Source organism: Inconstantimicrobium porci (assembly GCF_009696465.1).
In the GTDB taxonomy this organism is placed as follows: domain Bacteria; phylum Bacillota; class Clostridia; order Clostridiales; family Clostridiaceae; genus Inconstantimicrobium; species Inconstantimicrobium porci.
In genome coordinates, this window is the sequence record NZ_VULX01000012.1 from 23,645 (window position 1) to 41,142 (window position 17,498).

At 32.0% G+C, this 17,498-nt stretch carries 16 protein-coding genes and 1 riboswitch; of the genes, 15 read left to right on the forward strand and 1 reads right to left on the reverse strand.

What is annotated here, in order from left to right; genetic code table 11:
* Nucleotides 1-26: 26 nt before the first annotated feature.
* The 7 genes from FYJ33_RS09200 (at nt 27) to FYJ33_RS09225 (ending at nt 6,524) form a co-directional block, all read left to right on the forward strand.
* The gene (locus tag FYJ33_RS09200; RefSeq protein ID WP_154531455.1) at nt 27-833 is read left to right on the forward strand and encodes a PTS mannose/fructose/sorbose transporter subunit IIC; all 807 of its coding nucleotides are present in this window, start codon (nt 27-29) and stop codon (nt 831-833) included.
* An 18-nt stretch (nt 834-851) separates the two neighbouring features.
* Nucleotides 852-1,766, forward strand: coding sequence for a PTS system mannose/fructose/sorbose family transporter subunit IID (locus FYJ33_RS09205; protein WP_154531456.1), 915 nt, complete (start codon nt 852-854; stop codon nt 1,764-1,766).
* A gap of 156 nt (nt 1,767-1,922) precedes the next feature.
* The gene (locus tag FYJ33_RS09210) at nt 1,923-2,300 is read left to right on the forward strand and encodes a DUF956 family protein (RefSeq protein ID WP_154531457.1); all 378 of its coding nucleotides are present in this window, start codon (nt 1,923-1,925) and stop codon (nt 2,298-2,300) included.
* A 182-nt stretch (nt 2,301-2,482) separates the two neighbouring features.
* Nucleotides 2,483-2,629: a hypothetical protein gene (locus FYJ33_RS16060; protein ID WP_206046658.1), complete on the forward strand. Its 147-nt coding sequence runs from the start codon at nt 2,483-2,485 to the stop codon at nt 2,627-2,629.
* Nucleotides 2,630-3,002: 373 nt separating this feature from the next.
* A complete protein-coding gene (locus FYJ33_RS09215) occupies nt 3,003-4,010 on the forward strand; it encodes a hypothetical protein (RefSeq protein ID WP_154531458.1) in 1,008 nt (335 codons plus the stop codon).
* Between the two features lie 134 nt (nt 4,011-4,144).
* Nucleotides 4,145-5,449 carry an MATE family efflux transporter gene (locus tag FYJ33_RS09220; protein ID WP_154531459.1) on the forward strand — a complete coding sequence of 435 codons (1,305 nt, stop codon included), beginning with the start codon at nt 4,145-4,147 and terminating at the stop codon, nt 5,447-5,449.
* A 184-nt stretch (nt 5,450-5,633) separates the two neighbouring features.
* Complete coding sequence (locus FYJ33_RS09225) at nt 5,634-6,524, forward strand: MYG1 family protein (protein ID WP_206046659.1); 891 nt, start codon at nt 5,634-5,636, stop codon at nt 6,522-6,524.
* Nucleotides 6,525-6,785: 261 nt separating this feature from the next.
* Here the strand turns inward: FYJ33_RS09225 and FYJ33_RS09230 are convergent, their stop codons facing one another.
* On the reverse strand, nt 6,786-8,102 hold the full coding sequence (locus tag FYJ33_RS09230; protein WP_154531461.1) for a DUF4317 domain-containing protein: 1,317 nt from the start codon (nt 8,100-8,102) through the stop codon (nt 6,786-6,788).
* A gap of 197 nt (nt 8,103-8,299) precedes the next feature.
* Nucleotides 8,300-8,401, forward strand: a riboswitch (purine riboswitch).
* 138 nt (nt 8,402-8,539) lie between these two features.
* Between FYJ33_RS09230 and FYJ33_RS09235 the strand changes: the two genes are divergently transcribed.
* The 8 genes from FYJ33_RS09235 (at nt 8,540) to FYJ33_RS09270 (ending at nt 17,481) form a co-directional block, all read left to right on the forward strand.
* Nucleotides 8,540-9,862, forward strand: coding sequence for a uracil-xanthine permease family protein (locus FYJ33_RS09235; protein ID WP_154531462.1), 1,323 nt, complete (start codon nt 8,540-8,542; stop codon nt 9,860-9,862).
* Between the two features lie 12 nt (nt 9,863-9,874).
* Nucleotides 9,875-10,450, forward strand: coding sequence for a xanthine phosphoribosyltransferase (locus tag FYJ33_RS09240; protein WP_154531463.1), 576 nt, complete (start codon nt 9,875-9,877; stop codon nt 10,448-10,450).
* A 132-nt stretch (nt 10,451-10,582) separates the two neighbouring features.
* Nucleotides 10,583-13,495: an insulinase family protein gene (locus FYJ33_RS09245; protein WP_154531464.1), complete on the forward strand. Its 2,913-nt coding sequence runs from the start codon at nt 10,583-10,585 to the stop codon at nt 13,493-13,495.
* Between the two features lie 195 nt (nt 13,496-13,690).
* Complete coding sequence (locus tag FYJ33_RS09250) at nt 13,691-14,344, forward strand: DUF2225 domain-containing protein (protein ID WP_154531465.1); 654 nt, start codon at nt 13,691-13,693, stop codon at nt 14,342-14,344.
* Nucleotides 14,345-14,570: 226 nt separating this feature from the next.
* Nucleotides 14,571-15,209, forward strand: coding sequence for a hypothetical protein (locus tag FYJ33_RS09255; RefSeq protein ID WP_154531466.1), 639 nt, complete (start codon nt 14,571-14,573; stop codon nt 15,207-15,209).
* A gap of 43 nt (nt 15,210-15,252) precedes the next feature.
* Nucleotides 15,253-15,957: a lantibiotic protection ABC transporter ATP-binding protein gene (locus FYJ33_RS09260; protein WP_154531467.1), complete on the forward strand. Its 705-nt coding sequence runs from the start codon at nt 15,253-15,255 to the stop codon at nt 15,955-15,957.
* Nucleotides 15,958-15,959: 2 nt separating this feature from the next.
* Complete coding sequence (locus FYJ33_RS09265; protein ID WP_154531468.1) at nt 15,960-16,709, forward strand: lantibiotic immunity ABC transporter MutE/EpiE family permease subunit; 750 nt, start codon at nt 15,960-15,962, stop codon at nt 16,707-16,709.
* A gap of 1 nt (nt 16,710) precedes the next feature.
* The gene (locus FYJ33_RS09270) at nt 16,711-17,481 is read left to right on the forward strand and encodes a lantibiotic immunity ABC transporter MutG family permease subunit (RefSeq protein ID WP_206046660.1); all 771 of its coding nucleotides are present in this window, start codon (nt 16,711-16,713) and stop codon (nt 17,479-17,481) included.
* Nucleotides 17,482-17,498 lie beyond the last annotated feature (17 nt).

A 17,498-nucleotide genomic window follows, 5' to 3' on the forward strand; every position in this document is an offset into this window, starting at 1 on the left:
TTAGATAAAAAAGGAGGATTAATATCATGACTTTAAATATAGTTCAAATTATATTAGTCATTATTGTAGCATTTTTAGCTGGTGTAGAAGGTATACTAGATGAATTCCAGTTCCATCAACCGCTAATAGCTTGTACATTAATCGGCTTAGTTACTGGTAATTTAGTACCATGTTTAATCTTAGGTGGTACTCTTCAATTAATGGCTTTAGGCTGGGCAAATATTGGTGCTGCCGTAGCACCAGATGCAGCGTTAGCATCTGTAGCATCTGCTATTATCCTAGTTCTTGGAGGACAAGGTAAAGCAGGAGTTACTTCAGCAATTGCTATTGCAGTTCCACTAGCTGTTGCAGGTTTATTATTAACTATAATCTGTCGTACAATAGCTACAGCATTCGTTCACTTTATGGATTCAGCAGCAAAAGAAGGAAATCTTAGAGCTGTTGAAGCCTGGCAGCTAGCTGCTATATGCTTACAAGGTATTCGTATAGCACTTCCTGCAGCATTAATATTAGCAATAGGAGCAGGTCCAATTGGATCATTACTTAACTCTATGCCAGCATGGTTAACAGATGGTTTAGCAATTGGTGGTGGAATGGTAGTAGCTGTTGGTTATGCAATGGTAATCAATATGATGGCTACAAAAGAAGTATGGCCATTCTTTGCAATTGGATTTGTATTAGCAACTGTTACACAGATTACACTTATAGGACTTGGAGCAATAGGTTTAGCTTTAGCATTCATTTACTTAACTCTTTCTAAAAAAGGCGGAGCAGGTAATGGCGGAAGCTCAAATGTTGGAGATCCTGTAGGCGATATTATTGATAGATATTAAGAAAGGAGAGGATATATAATGGCTAATCAAGATATAAAATTAAGTAAAAAGGATCGTCTTTCTGTTTGGTGGCGTTCAACTTTTCTTCAAGGTTCTTGGAACTATGAAAGAATGCAGAACGGTGGCTGGGCTTATGCAATGATACCAGCAATCAAAAAGTTATACAAGACTAAAGAAGATAGAGCTGAAGCTTTAAAGCGTCACTTAGAATTCTTCAATACTCATCCATATGTAGCATCACCAGTACTTGGCGTTACTTTAGCATTAGAAGAAGAACGTGCTAATGGTGCATCTGTAGATGATGTAACTATACAAGGTGTTAAGGTTGGTATGATGGGACCTTTAGCAGGTATAGGAGATCCAGTATTCTGGTTCACTGTTAGACCAATACTTGGAGCATTAGGTGCTTCTCTTGCAATGACAGGAAATATTCTTGGTCCGATTATCTTCTTCCTTGCTTGGAATGCAATTCGTATGGCATTTACATGGTATACTCAGGAATTTGGTTACAAAGCAGGATCTCGTATCAGTGATGATTTATCAGGCAGTATGTTACAGGATATTACAAAAGGTGCATCTATCCTTGGTATGTTCATACTAGGTTCTCTAGTTAACAGATGGGTATCTGTAAACTTTGCACCAAAGGTATCTGAAGTTGCTTTAGCAAAAGGAGCATATATAGACTGGGCTAGTCTTCCTGCTGGAGCAGAAGGAATCAAGTCAGCTTTACAGCAACAAGCTGCTGGATTATCATTAACTCCTACAAAAGTTACAACATTACAGAACAACTTAGATTCATTAATACCTGGACTTGCAGGATTAATAATTACATTTATCTGTATGTGGTTATTAAAGAAAAAGGTATCTCCAATAGTTATTATACTTGGATTATTTGCATTAGGTATCGTATTCCACTTAATTGGATTAATGTAATTTTATAAATTAGCTCAGGCTTATGCCTGGGCTTTTGCTAAAGATCGACTAAAGTAAGAATAATGATTGATTGGTGATGTTTGTTTAAGAATTGCAAGAGAGAAGTTTTAAATATATAATTAGTGAGTATATAGAGAGAGAACGGAGGTAGATTAAATGGTTCAGTCACTTAATACACATGTGGATTTAGCAATAGATGCAACAGCTTTTACTGGACTTACTGATTACGGAAAGATAATGATTGGTGATAAAAGTTTTGAATTTTATAATACTAAGGATCCCCGTAAGAATATTCAGATTCCATGGGAAGAAGTTGATTGCGTTATAGTATCAGTATTATTTAAAGGTAAATGGATTCCACGTTATGCAATAAAAACAAAGAGAAATGGTACATATATTTTTGCTTCTAAAGATGCAAAAAGAGTACTTCGTGCTATTAGGAATTATATTGATCCAGATCGTATCGTTCGTTCTTTAGGTTTCTTCGAAGTATTAAATCGATCATTAAAATCAATTTTTAAAAAGAATAAATAAACCTGCAAATTCTAGGGCTAGGGTTTCTGATTTGTTGTCAAAAACTCAGCCCTTTTTTGGTTGCTGTAACATAGTTGAAAAATGTATATGAAAGAAATAGCAGATACATTAGTAGAACTTGTTAAAGTATCAAAAGAATAATCTGATTCTTAATGGTAACTATAATTACTGAGGTGATCAGTATGTCTACTAAGTTTAAAAATACTAAAAAGAAAATGGCATCATTAGGATTAAGAAAAGATGCAAATGGAGATTATATCTTGATTGATCCTGAAGATCCAACTTCAGAATTTGTACCAGTAAGAAAAAAATCAGAGAAGAAAAGCTGATATCAGCTTTGATTAAAAACAGCCATGCATGTTGTTTTTTTGTGATTAATTGCAATATGTTACAATATTAGGATGAATAGTACTATTTTGATTGTTTGATACTTATATTGTTAGGGAGATGGGTATATTAAATGACCAAAGTTAATATAAAGAAGGTAGGAAAAGTTTTTGTTGTGTATTGATACTGAACCTGATTTCTGTATGATTATTCATTATCACACCTCGCTTAAATCATTTTTTTATTTTAGTATTTGTTCATTCGAATTATTAAATACATATTAAGAATGTATTACGATAGTAATATAGTTGAGCCTTATTCATATAATTTATAATGGCAAACTTGAAATATATGTGATAAGGAAGCGATATTAATATGATGAGTGTGATAAAAACAGCAATAATAACTATAATAATTTCATTTATATCAGGAGTACTACTTGATTATTATAAGAATTATGCACCAAGAATACTTTGTACAATTATGAGAATTAAATCAAAGACATATAACAATAAAAATATTAAAGTATATAGTCTTATAATAAAAAATACCTCAAATAAAACTCTTCATAATCTTAATGTTAATCTGCAGGGAGATTCTGATAACTTAAAAATAGATAATATGAGAATTACAAAAGGGTTAAAATATGATATTGAGCATGAAGGAAAAGAATATGATATAAGCATACCTTTTTTAAGCAGGGATGATGAATTTAAAGCAAAGATATTTCTACCTATAACAGGCAGCGAGGCAAAAAAGCCTGTTATAACTTTAAGATCTCCTGAAAACTTTAAGGAAATAGGTTCTTATAAAGATAACAGTCCATTATCAGAGATGCTGAATTCGCTATTTAATCATAAGAAGACTATTATATCAATAATTTCTATATTGATTGTTGTATATATAGGAATTTTAGGTGGTGAATATTATGTAAAGAAAGCAGATGCAAAGATAAATACAGACAATAGTAATAAAGCAGGTGTGATTCAGAATACAGTTTCTCAGCCTAAACAGGAAACAAAGATAAAGTCAGCAGAAAATAAATCACCAGTTAATTCAAAAAATAATAATAAACAGGCTGATAATACTAAGAATACGTCAGCAAGCCAGAACACAAAAAACAATGGCAGCAGTTCAGAAAGTAAAAATGTTGGCAGCAGCAAAAGTGAGAGTAGTAGGAGTAAGCAGGAAGAAAGTACTACTGGTGACAGTAACAAAAATACTGGAGATGAGAAAGGTAGTAATGAAAGCAGTAAAAATCAACCAGCATCTGGCGGAAATACTGAACCATCACAGAATAAATCTAGTGAACCAGGTTCGGGTACAGGCAGTAATCAGAATCCAGGAAGCAGTGAAAAACCTGCAGATAATAGTAATAAGTAATAAATCTAGTATAAAAGTTGAGCAAAAGCCATGATGTAATGTCGTGGCTTTTTTATATAATTTTTTGTTGACATTATACTTAGTATAATGTTTATACTTATTAAAGTGAAAATAAGTTCATAAGGAGATTACAAATGACGAAAAAGTTTTTAGGATATGCAATACCTTCAGCACTTGCCATGTTTGTTTCATCACTATACACAATTATCGATGGCATATTTGTAGGACAGGGTGTTGGAGATAGTGCACTTGCTGCAGTTACAATAGTTATGCCGCTTACAATAATGCTGTTTGGTATAGCAATGATGTTTGCAGTAGGAGGAGGAGCACTTGTTTCAAAGAATTTTGGAGCAGGAGAAGATGAGAAAGGTTTAAATGTATTCAGACAGGTGTTTAAATTCCTGTTGATAATAAGTATATCAATAAGTTTAGTGCTGGCACTTTTTGCAGATACTATAGTAATAAATTTAGGAGCAACGGAAAGCATAAAATATTTAGCAGGAGAGTACTTAAGATTTTATGCTATATTCTGCGTACCTAATTTAATAGGTATATCATTAAACAGTTTTGTAAGAAATGACAACCGGCCAAAACTTGCGATGGTGTCTACTATTACAGGTTCTGTGACAAACATAATATTAGATTATGTTTTCATTTTTCCTTTAGGAATGGGTATAAAGGGTGCTGCAATTGCAACAGGGCTTGGACAGATAGTAACTGTATTAGTAGTACTGCCACACTTTATATTAAAGAAGGGTAAGTTGAGCTTTGGAAATGTATCACTTGATAAGGAACTAATAAGGAAGTTTTCTAATATAGGACTGCCTTCATTTTTTGCTGAAGCAGCATTCTCAGTTATAGTATTTGTTCAGAACATAGCAGTCGTAAATATTATGGGAGAAGCAGGACTGTCTGCATACAGCATAATAAACTACATAACAACAAACATCTACATGGTGTTGTTAGGAGTGACATTTGGAGCACAGCCGCTAATAAGCTATAATTTTGGTGCTAAGAATGTTAAGAATATTTTAGATGTTTATAGGATTTCTAATATAGTTTCTATAATTATAAATATTGTTTTTACAGATATATGTTTCATTTTTGGAAGAACACTGATAGGCATATTTACATCAAATGCAGAGATTTTAGAGATAGCATATAATGGTCTTAACATAACTAACATAGGATTTTTTATTGTGGGACTTAATTTGACAACTACAGTATATTATCAGGCTGTTGAGGATCCAAAGTATTCTAATTTATTGTGTGTATTAAGGTCAGTGATATTTTTACCTATAAGTGTTTTTGTGTTAGTAAAACTTATGGGGGTTAATGGTGTATGGATAAGCTTGCTATCATCAGAATTTTTATCATTAATCGTAGTAAAGTTTGTAGCTGATGTAAAGTCATACACGAAATCTAATGTTGCTGTTTAAAGGATAAAAGCCATACTTTTAAGAGTAAATAAAGAAGGTGATGAAATGACACTTGTAAAACTTGAAATACTGTGTGAATAATTTGGTGAGTATAGTATATCATTGATTTAGTGTTAATAAATAAACTATAATTATATCTAGAAATATCATTTAACTAATAATGAAAGAAGACGAGGAAATTATTATGAAGAAAATTGGAATACATAATGGAACTTTTCATGCAGATGATGTATTCTGCATTGCACTTATGCAGTCATTATATGGAGAAGTTGAGGTTATAAGAACAAGAGATCAGAAATTGCTTGATGAATGCGATATAGTAGCAGATGTAGGTAACGGAAAGTATGATCATCATGATGTAGAAAAGAAATTAAGAGAAAATGGTATTCCTTACTGCGCATTTGGGCTGTTATGGCAGGATTATGGAGTTGAGTATGTAAAAACACAGTTTCCGTCAGTAACTGATGAAAGTGAGCAAAAGGAGATTGCAGATAAAATAGACAGCAATTTTATACAACAGATAGATGCTAATGATAATGGTGTTGATGTAATGCAGAGCGAAGTGCCTATTACTACATTATCAGAAATAATCAAAAGCTATGTACCATTTGGTGGAACTGAAGAGGACGTTGAGAAGTCATTTTTTGAAGCAGTAGATTTTGCAAAGATGATTTTATTTAGAAAAACTAAAAAGTACGCAGAACATTACAATAATTTAAGACTGATACAGGCTGAAATCGAAAAGCAGGATGTGGATAATACTCATATGCTTGTACTTGAAAATTCAGTTCCATGGAAAGATGCAGTTCTTGAATTTGATAAAGAAGAAAAAATTCTTTTTGTAGTCTATCCCAATATAACTGGATCATGGTGTGTACAGACAACTTTAAAAGATAAGGACAGTTTTGCAGCAAGAAAGGATCTTCCTAAGTCATGGGGAGGACTTAGGGATGATGATTTAAGCAGAGAAACAGGAATTAATGACTGTGTATTCTGTCATCCGGCATTATTTATATGTGGGAATAAAACAAAGGAAGGTGCTATAAAGATGGCACAGGCTGCTGTTTTAAATTAGCAGAGTTAAAAAGTAATATAGAAATGTAAAAAAAACAAGCAGTTACAATAATATATTATTGGACTGCTTGTTTTTATTTTAAAAATTAAATGAATCTATGTCTGTATTAACATCAACTTTAGAAAAGATTATGTGTGTTGATGTTGTTGCATTCATATTCTCTGCATTCTTCGTTCTGCTTTCTGAACTAATTTCAAAATTAACAGTTAACTAGATGTTTATTTATAGCGTAAGAAAAATATTTTAACTATAATGAATATTTTAAAGTACAGTGTTTACGCCATTTACGTTTGCTTGTTCGTCTTCATCCATTGGGATTACGATGCATTTCTTTCCGTCTATTACCTGAGATTTTATTTCGGAAAGTTTTTGAGGTTTTACTTTAACTACAACATCATAATTTAATGCAGAAGTATCAGTGTTTTCATTTTCACCATTTACATCTTCTTGAATTGAAACTTCATTCTCAATCTTTGCAGCAGCTTCCATATGCTCCTTAGCTTCAATGGCTGTTTTTTCTAGTTTGTCTTGTAGGATTTGAACCTGTTGAACAAGATGTTGCTCTTTTTTCTTCTGTTCATTTGCAGCAAGCGCTTTTGAATCAATTAAGTGCTCTGCTACTGGTGGCATTTCACCAAACTTTTCTGTGTAGCTCTTTTCAATTTTATCACTTATTTCCTCAGGAAGTCCCGCATCAGTAAGGATGCTTGTTATTTTGTCATTAGTAAGTACTGCTGGTTCACTATCTTTATCATGACATGTATTATGCTCATCAATTAAGTTGCTGATATTTTCCTGAATCTCCATTAGGACTTTTTCTGTCTGCTTTTCATCTCCGCCAACAGCAGTACGTACTATGTTGCTAAATGTTTCTTTTTGTTCAGTTGCAGTTTGTCTTGATATGCAGCCAAGGCCTTCTTCCATAAATTCAGGATGTGAGTCTTTTGCATTTTTTGTGTAATACATAACAGAATGAATATCTGCACTTCTATCTGTGAATGCAGGGAATAAGAATCCATTAACAGGGGCATCGACTACCCAGTCTCTTACACGTGCACCTATTCTGTTATCATCTTCAAAGTAGCTAAGACCAGGCTTTGAAAGTTCTACAGGGCATATTGCACAAAGTATATATTCAAATATTTCTTCAGATTCATCAAGTTTTGAGTTATCACTTGTCTTTGTCATTACATCATAAACATCATGGAATAATACTATAAGATAGTTGCCAGCATAGTCGTAACTATCTATTATTGTTTGATAAAAACTGTCTAGGAGAGCTTCATTTTTTAGAGCACTTCTTTTTAATGCCATAAGTGAATGCTGTCTTCCGCCTTCAGCTTCCTCAGAGTTAGGGAATTCAAGTTCAAGAAGGTTATTGCCAACAGTACCTGATAAAACTTTTTTAGCTATTTCAAGGTATTTGAAATATTCATCTTCATCAAGATTTAAAAAAGTTCTATTAAAATTTAATAATATATGTTTTTCGCCACTTACATAACATCCAGACATTCTTGTAAAAGTACAATCGTCTTTTTTAAAACGTTTTTTTAGTTCCATTACTTCTCTTTTATTCATATTTAGACCTCTCATTTTATGAGTATTTTCACTAAATATAAGTATATTATTTTAATGAATTTTAATCAATGGTAAGCAGTTTTTTATTTTGAACTCCTTGAAAAATTATTTTTGAGTATAAGCTGTGCTTAAGATTTATTGTAATTTTTTGAAGTGCTACAGTTATGTTTTACAAATAAAAATTACAATGGTATAATTGCATTAACATAATAAAACTTCGTATATATTCCGATTCAATGGCTCGGAAAGTTTCTACCTGCTAGCCACAATAGCAGACTATGAGGAAATCGATATAGTAGATAATTAAAAGATTATTTATTGATAGCACCTCAGGAATGAGGTGCTTTTTTATTACATAGGAAAGTGCATTGAAAAAGGTGAAATTTTAATAATTAGTGAAAGTTTTTTATGTAATATAAAATGTAGGAGACTTAGAAATGGAATCAGAATTAAAACCAAGAATCCCTAAAGATGAAATCAAACTTATGTATGGTATTGATGATAAGCCAGGTTTATCAATGCTTATCTTACTTGGAATGCAGCATATTTTTGCAGCTTTTGGAGGAATAATTGTAGTTCCAATTGTTATAGGAAGTACATTAAAATTTGACATTGCAACATCAACTGCACTTATGAGTGCAACAATACTTGCTGCAGGTATTGCAACTGTTATACAAGCTAGAGGTATAGGAAGGGTAGGCTCAAGGCTTGCATGTATTATGGGAACAGACTTTACGTTTGTATCTCCAAGCATTGCCGTTGGACAAGCAGCAGGACTTCCGGGAATTTTAGGTGCTACGATTTTAGGATCATTTATAGAAATTATATTAAGCTTCTTTATCAAACCATTAATGAAGCTATTCCCATCATTAGTTACTGGTACAGTAGTAACCCTTATAGGCCTTACACTTATTCCTGTGTCTATTGACTGGGCAGCAGGTGGAAGTGGTGCAGCTGATTATGGCAGTATGATGAATATTTTGATAGCTATTGGAGTTATGATTTTTACACTTTTGCTTAATCATTATTCAAAGGGAATAACAAGTACAGCATCAATACTTATAGGAATGGTTGTTGGATACATAGTATGTATACCTCTTGGTATCGTTGATTTTTCAGCTGTCAAGAATGCAGCATGGTTTTCAATGCCAAAAATCTTTGGACATGGTGTAAATTTTAATCCAAAGTATGTTATTCCATTTATTCCTGCATATCTTGTTACAACAATTGAGACAGTAGGATGTCTTAAGGCTGTTTGTCAGGTATCAAAGGTAGAACACAATGATGATATTATTGGACGAGGAGTTCTTGCAGATGGTATAGGAAGTCTTCTTGCTGGATGTGTTGGAACATTTCCAAATACTTCATTCAGTCAAAATGTAGGAGTAATACCACTTACAAAGGTAGCAAGCAGAGCTGTTGCTGTAATGGCTGGTATTATATTAATAATTCTAGGATTCTTCCCTAAGTTCAGTGCATTAATAACTATAATGCCAAATCCAGTACTTGGAGGAGTAGGTGTTGTTATGTTTGGAACTGTTGCAGCAGCAGGAATACACACATTAAGTAAAGTAAAGATGACAAATCGTAATATGCTTATTATTGCAACTGCAATTGGATTGGGTTTAGGCGTAACATTTAGGCCTGAAATCTTAAATGGGCTTCCAGAAGGAATAAAAATGATTTTCTCGTCTGGAATATCAACAGGTACTATTGTAGCTTTAGTTTTAAATCTTGTATTAAAGGATAAAGAAAAGTAGGAGGAATTACTGATGAAAAAGTTAGAAGAAAGAATATTAAAAGAGGGACGTGCTCTTTCAAAAGAAGTTCTAAAAGTTGATTCTTTTTTAAATCATGCGGTAGATACAAAGCTTATGTATGATATAGGAGAGGAATTTAAGAAATACTTTGAAAATCATAATATAACAAAAATATTTACTATTGAAAGTTCTGGTATTGCACCAGCAGTTATGACAGCATTTTTGATGGATTTACCAATGGTTACTTTAAAAAAGAAGACTTCAAAAATACTTAATGGTGAAGTTTATCAGACTACAGTACATTCATTTACTAAGGATAGTGATTATGAGCTTACACTTTCAAAAGATTATATAAATAGCAATGATAAGGTGCTTATTATAGATGACTTTTTAGCAAATGGAGAAGCAGCAAAAGGTGCTGCAAGGCTAGTTGAGGAAGCTGGAGCTAAGGTATCTGGCATTGGTATAGTAATAGAAAAGTCATTTCAGCCAGGAAGAGAAATACTTGAAGAAAAGGGATATGATATATGTTCCCTTGCTAGAATTTCTAAGCTTGATAAAGATGTAATTGAATTTATAGAAGAGTAAGTTATTTTAGTTATTTTAAGAAAAGTATATAATTATAAGAGGGGTATTTTAATTGACATTAAAATACCCTTTAATCTATAATTTATATATTCCATTGTTTGGATTTTGAGAATAAAAAAGGGGGCTGATAACATGGAATATACTATAGGAAATTTATATCATGGATTTAAATTATTAAGAAAAGAAAAAATTGATGAAATAAAATCAACTGTAAAAATATTTGAACACTTAAAGAGTGGTGCTAGACTGATAAATTTGGCTAACAGCGATGATGATAAGCTATTTTCAATAGGATTCAGGACAACACCTTTTGACAGCACAGGAGTTGCACATATCCTTGAACATTCAGTGCTATGTGGTTCAAGAAAATTTAGGACAAGTGACCCGTTTAGTGATGTAGCTAAGAGTTCACTACATACATTTATGAACGCTATGACTTATACTGATAAGACAATTTATCCAGTAGGCAGCAGAAACCACAAGGATTTTATGAATCTTATGGATGTTTATCTTGATGCAGTGCTTCATCCAAAAATATACGAAAATCACAACATACTTAAGCAGGAAGGCTGGAGATATGAATTAAATGATGATAATACACTTTCATACAAAGGAGTTGTTTATAGTGAGATGATGGGAGCACTTTCTTCTCCAGAAGAAACAATCATCAATAATATTTATTCAAGCCTCTTCCCTGGAACTACTTATGACAATATTTCTGGTGGAGATCCTAATATAATACCACAGCTTACACAGGAAAACTTTGAAAAATTCCACAGCAGATTTTATCATCCATCAAACAGCTATATTTATTTGTATGGTGATATGAATCTTGATAAATGTCTGAAGTTTATAAATGAGGAATACCTTGATGAATTTGACAAAATAGAAGTGTCTTCAGCTATAGATGATGCAGAAGCATGTGATAAGATGGTTGTTTTGAGAAACTCATATTCAATAAATGAAGATGAAGAAGATGATAATAAGGAATTCTTAGCATTAAACTTTGCTTATGGCAAGAGCTGCAATCCTTTAGAATATCTTACTCATAAGATTTTATACAATATGTTCATTGAATCACCTGCTTCACCAATAAAAAGGGCACTTCTTGATGCAGGAATAGGTGAATCACTAGTTACAGGCGATGATATGAACATGGATCCAACTAAACAGCTTTTAATGCCTATAGTTGTTAAGAATTCAGCTAAAGGAAATGAAGAGAAGTTTAAGAAAGTTATATTAAGCACTTTAGAAAAGCTTGTAATGGATGGGATAGATAGAGACTTATTATCTTCATGTATAAATACTATTGAGTTTAGATTAAGAGAAATTACTCCATACAAGGGACTTCAATATAATGAACTTGTGCTTGAAAGCTGGCTTTATGATGGTGATCCAACAGCACTTCTTAAATATGACAGCGTAATTAATCATCTTAAAGAAGAAGTTAAGAATGGATATTTTGAAGATTTCATTAAGAAAAATATGCTTCAAAATAAACACTGCTCACTTGTTGTATTAAGTGCTAAAAAAGGACTAGCTGCTAAAAACGCAAAAAGGCTTGCAGATAAACTTGAAGCATATAAGAACAGCCTATCTGAAGAAGAATTGAACAAGATAAAGCTTCAGAATGAAACTTTAAGAAAAGAGCAGAGTAGAAAAGATAGTGAAGAAGATAAAAAGACTTTGCCAAAACTTGATTTAAGTGAAGTAGATAAGAATATTGAAAAACTTCCTCAGAGTATTTTTAAGAAGGATGATATTACATTCTTAAGTCATGATTTATTTACTGGTAAGATTGAATATATTGACTTCTTGTTTGATATAAGCGGCTTTTCTGAAGATGATGTAAAGTATATTGCTTTATTATGTAATGTACTTGGAGAACTAGATACTGAAAACAAGAATTACTCTAAGCTATCCGCTGAAGTGGCGGAAGTTACAGGTGGTATAGAATCATATGTAGATGTATATATGAAGCATGATAGCTATACAGAGTATATTCCAAAGCTTATAGTAAGAGCCAAAACAATAAGCAGCAACATTGATAAAACATTAAATCTTGTTAATGAAATAATAACATTAACTAAATTTGATAATGAAGTAAGACTTAAGGAAGTTTTAAGAGAAATTAAATCTAAGCTTGAGTTAAGTGTAATTGAGAACGGAAATTTATTTGGAATCAAGAGAATATGTTCAATGGTAAGCTTAGGATCACAGTTTGTAGAAGAAACTCAAGGAATGACTTATTTTAATTTTATATCTGATATTGTCAAGAATTATGAAACAAGTGGTAAGGATGTAATAAATAAACTTTCTTCAATCTTTGAAAAAGTGTTTAATAAAAAGAATCTCATAGTTTCTGTATGCGGTGAAAAGGAAGATAATAAGGCTGTTATTGATAACATAGATTCTGCACTTACAGGTTTACAATCTAGTGAGTTAAAAGATGATTTAATAAAGAAGACAGGCAAAGCAGGTTCTCATGCTGTGATTACACAAAGCAGTCTTCAGTATGTAGTTAAAGGTTATAATATAGTTAAGCTTGGTAGAAAATACTGTGGTAGTATGCGTGTATTATGCAATATATTAAATAGTGAATATTATTATCCAAAGGTTCGTCGTGAAGGGGGGGCTTATGGATGCTATACTTTCCTAAGTAGAAATGGTAACATAGGTGTTACTTCATATAGGGATCCTAATTTAAAGAAGACTTTTGAAGTTTATAATGAAACTTATAAATTCCTTGAAAACCTTGAGCTTTCTAAAGATGATATGGATAACTTCATTATTGGAACTATTGGAAGTAACTATAAACCACTTACTCCTGAAATGAAAGCTTTAGCAGCAGTAACAGATTATATAACAGGAATAACTGATGAATATAAGCAAAAAGAAAAAGATGAAATATTAAGTACTACACTTGCAGAAATAAAAAGCTATGCGCCTATGATGAAAGAAATTATGGATAAAAATATATGTTGCGTAGTAGGAAATGAAGAAAATATCAAGAAAAATAATAATTTGTTTAATGAAGTATTATAAAATAACATCATAAAAATATTAAATATATAATTAAGCCGTCAGCTGATTTGTAATAGTTAGCTGATGACTTTTATTTTACGATATTATGTTGTAAAATTTTAGTTGAAGTTATATTGAAGTATTTATGAAAAATTCAATATTTTTCTTTTCATAAAATAAAAGATTTATTCTTCACAAGAAGGGATAGGGATACAAATGAACAAAGATATATTGATTAGAAAAGAAGTTTGTCCAATTTGTGGACAAGAAACAGAAGAACCTTATTACAAAGCATCATCGTTTAGAGTGAGTAAAGTAGATTATGATTTATATAGACATTATAAAACGATAAATCCATTACTTTATGAAGCAAGATTTTGCAACCACTGCGGATATGCAAATACAGTACAGTTATTTAATAAGCCTACAGAAAATGAAGCCTTTTATGAAGCTCTTTATAAACTAAACTGGAAAGGTTGGGAAATACCTGAGGAGTATTCGCCAGAATTTGCAATCAGAGTGCATAAGCTGATTCTTCTAAATAAGAAATGCATAAACAGCAAGAAGTATGGGGAAATTGCTATTATTGCATTAAGGTTATATTGGCTGTACAAGCTGGTTGGGAATGAAGAGGAAATGTCAAGATTCAGGAGAATGTTTATTGAATATATTGATATTGCCTATAATAATGAAGAATTTCCAGTTGGCAACAGTCTTGAACTGCAGACTGCATGCTATCTTATGGGAGTATTTCTGCAGGATGAAGGTGAAACTGCTAAAAGCAGGAGGTGGCTGGGATATGCACTTCAGTGCCCAGATTTAAAACCTTATATGAGAGAAAGAATTATAGAGTTTAATAGTATTAAATAAACATAATAAATTTTGATTCCAGAGTATTAGTTTACTCTGGATTTTTTCTTACGATATTGTAAGCTTGTAGAAAGTAAAATCGATATGTATTGATAACATGGAGCTCTAAAATTAATTGTATAAGGAGAGAGTCTTTATATTAATTAATAAAGGAGTAAAAAATGAGTGATTTTAGTCATGTGATTAATAAAATGCTGGACAAATCAATTAAATTTATTTTGTATCAGTGATTTTAAAGATTATATGGAATATAAATACATGTAGTTATCCTAATTCAGATTTCAAGGTGATGTACGATATAGCTGGTGATATGATTAAAGGAGATTTTTCTGGTATGAAGGGGTTAGGGTATATAGCAAGATTTCCTCATCTTACTTTTACTGTCAAGTATATGTTGTTTATTAAATTTCTTGCACCATATCATAATATTCTAATAATGAAAATGATCAATATATCATTTAGTACAGTAACAGTTTTTATAGTATATTTAATAGCTGATATTTTGTTTGAAAATAAGAAAAAATCTATGGCGGCTTTGATAATTGCAAGTTTGTTTCCAACTTTTATAACATATACAGCTGTTTTTTGCGGTGAAAATATAGCCATGATATTTTATGTTTTAAGTATTTATCTTTATTTACTTATCATAATTATTATAAGCAGTAGCCTTCAGAAATGCAGGGTGACTGAGAGACCTTTATGGAGTGGCAGTGAACCAAAGATAACCAATATATTAAAAGGAACTAATTTTGAGAGTCTGGGAATGTGGAATGAAAGAGATGCTCAGTTTGTTGAGAAAAATCTGGGCAATTATACTAAACTTATAGTTCAGTGTAGAAATAAAATCCTTATAAAATCCTTATAATTTAGTTTTACCATTTAAACATAAGTTATGAGGAGGATACAAAATGAGTGATATTATTTTAGAAACAAGAGATTTATGTAAGAGATTTAAAGGACAGGATGCCAATAAAGATGTATCTATCCATGTTAGGAGAAATTCTATTTATGGACTTTTAGGACCTAATGGCGCTGGTAAGTCCACACTTCTTAAAATGCTTACTGGCATGTTCAGACCAACATCTGGAGAAATTATCTTTGATGGACATAAATGGAGCAGAGATGATCTTAGAAACATCGGATCATTAATTGAGGAAGCTCCATTATATGATAATCTGACAGCAAGAGAAAACCTTAAAATAAGGACAATCGTCCTTGACCTTCCAGACTTAAGAATAGATGAAGTGCTTGAAATTGTGAACCTCACAAATACAGGAAAGAAGAAAGCAGGACAGTTTTCGATGGGAATGAAGCAGAGACTTGGAATTGCTATAGCACTTTTAAGCAGTCCTAAACTGCTGATTCTCGATGAGCCTACAAATGGACTAGATCCATTTGGGATAGAGGAGCTTAGAGAACTTATACGTTCTTTTCCTAAGAAAGGAATAACAGTAATCTTATCAAGTCATATTTTAGGTGAAGTAGAACAGGTTGCAGACCATATCGGCATAATTTCTGGCGGAGTATTAGGCTATGAATCTGAACTAAGAAAAGGTGAAAACCTTGAAGAAACATTTATGAGCGTAGCAAAGAAGTACAGGAAGGAGGCATAGTCATGTATAAGTATTTCAAGTCAGAGAATTTAAAGACAAAACGTACATTTATTAATAAGATGACTTATTTAGCACCTATAATTATAATAGTATTATCAATTTTTCTTTGTGTTGATTATTTTCAGGTAGATATATATAACTGGTGGTATACTACCGGCATAACCGCTGTACTTTCTATAGGCTGCTGTCTACTTGTGAGAATAGATGTTCTAAAGAAAAACAGGGCGGTGCTTGGACTTCCTGTTGACCTTAAAAAAGTCTGGATGTCAAAGATATTAGTAGAAATAAAAAATCTCGCAGCAGCATGCTTTATAATTTTCTTATTTGGCCAGCTATCAAGAACGCTGCTTCCGTTTAAATCAGCATCTGACATTCCACTATTATCTGGATTTGCATCAGCAGTAATTATGATTATAACAACTATGTGGCAGATACCAGTATTAATGTTTGCAGGTAAAAAGATTGGTATGTTTCCTACTATACTTATCAGTTTTGCTCTTGATGTTGTATCTATAATAATTGCAGTAAAAAAAACATGGTGTTTTCTGCCTACATCTTATACAGCAAGACTTATGTGTCCAGTTATCAAAATATTACCTAATGGACTGTTGGCAGTGCCTGAAAGTGCTACATTTTCGCAGGAACTATTAAATAAAGATGCAATTTTTCTTGGCATAACAGTATCAATTATACTATTTGTTCTATTTTCATTTTTAACAGCAAAGTGGTATGAGAACCAGGAGGCTAGATAATATGGATTTAATTAGATTGATGAGAGCTGATCTCTTGAAAGTTAAAAATACATCTTATTATTATATTCATGCTCTTGTACCTGTAGTGGTAGCAACTATGTTAGTAATTTATTATGGAACAAAGCCTAATGATGGCGTTGGATCAGCAATTGGTTTTTTAGAAACAATATCAATGGGGTTTCCACTGATTATAGGAGTTGTATGTTCATTAGTTATTGAGAAAGAAGTAGCAGCTGGAAGGTTTAAAGAAATGCTTTCTTCAAAGTATGGAAAGTTTAAATGCCTTTTAAGTAAGCTGCTTGTTTTAGTAAGTTGCGGTTTTATTTCTTTTTATCTTTCTGTATTTGTTTTTTATACTGGACTTAAGTATGTATATAAAAAGGTAATTATAAACCTTGGATTATTTATGAAAGTATCTTTAATTGTATTTGCAGTTATGATATTTTTCTATATTTTTCACTTATGGCTCAGCATCAAGTTTGGAGTCGGTGCTTCAGTTGGAATGGGTGTATTTGAAAGTCTTTTTGCAACACTGCTTGATACAGGACTTGGTGAAGGAATCTGGCAGTATATACCCTGCGGGTTCGCGTCAAGACTTGTTAAAAACTATTTTATTATTAATTATCCTAGTAAGTATACGGTAAAACTTAATTTAAGAAGCATCATAAGTGTAAATAATACTGCAGTTATTAATTGTGTTATATTTACAATTGTTGTTGGAATTTTCCTGGCTATATGGTTTAATTATTTTGAAGGAAGAGGAGAAGTTTAACTGTAAAATATGAGGTG

Excerpts from the sequence above, each read along its gene's own strand:
- FYJ33_RS09200 (WP_154531455.1), top strand. The coding sequence starts at position 27 with ATGACTTTAAATATAGTTCAAATTATATTAGTCATTATTGTAGCATTT.
- FYJ33_RS09205 (WP_154531456.1), top strand. The coding sequence starts at position 852 with ATGGCTAATCAAGATATAAAATTAAGTAAAAAGGATCGTCTTTCTGTT.
- FYJ33_RS09210 (WP_154531457.1), top strand. The coding sequence starts at position 1,923 with ATGGTTCAGTCACTTAATACACATGTGGATTTAGCAATAGATGCAACA.
- FYJ33_RS16060 (WP_206046658.1), top strand. The coding sequence starts at position 2,483 with ATGTCTACTAAGTTTAAAAATACTAAAAAGAAAATGGCATCATTAGGA.
- FYJ33_RS09215 (WP_154531458.1), top strand. The coding sequence starts at position 3,003 with ATGATGAGTGTGATAAAAACAGCAATAATAACTATAATAATTTCATTT.
- FYJ33_RS09220 (WP_154531459.1), top strand. The coding sequence starts at position 4,145 with ATGACGAAAAAGTTTTTAGGATATGCAATACCTTCAGCACTTGCCATG.
- FYJ33_RS09225 (WP_206046659.1), top strand. The coding sequence starts at position 5,634 with ATGAAGAAAATTGGAATACATAATGGAACTTTTCATGCAGATGATGTA.
- FYJ33_RS09230 (WP_154531461.1), bottom strand. The coding sequence starts at position 8,102 with ATGAATAAAAGAGAAGTAATGGAACTAAAAAAACGTTTTAAAAAAGAC.
- FYJ33_RS09235 (WP_154531462.1), top strand. The coding sequence starts at position 8,540 with ATGGAATCAGAATTAAAACCAAGAATCCCTAAAGATGAAATCAAACTT.
- FYJ33_RS09240 (WP_154531463.1), top strand. The coding sequence starts at position 9,875 with ATGAAAAAGTTAGAAGAAAGAATATTAAAAGAGGGACGTGCTCTTTCA.
- FYJ33_RS09245 (WP_154531464.1), top strand. The coding sequence starts at position 10,583 with ATGGAATATACTATAGGAAATTTATATCATGGATTTAAATTATTAAGA.
- FYJ33_RS09250 (WP_154531465.1), top strand. The coding sequence starts at position 13,691 with ATGAACAAAGATATATTGATTAGAAAAGAAGTTTGTCCAATTTGTGGA.
- FYJ33_RS09260 (WP_154531467.1), top strand. The coding sequence starts at position 15,253 with ATGAGTGATATTATTTTAGAAACAAGAGATTTATGTAAGAGATTTAAA.
- FYJ33_RS09265 (WP_154531468.1), top strand. The coding sequence starts at position 15,960 with ATGTATAAGTATTTCAAGTCAGAGAATTTAAAGACAAAACGTACATTT.
- FYJ33_RS09270 (WP_206046660.1), top strand. The coding sequence starts at position 16,711 with ATGGATTTAATTAGATTGATGAGAGCTGATCTCTTGAAAGTTAAAAAT.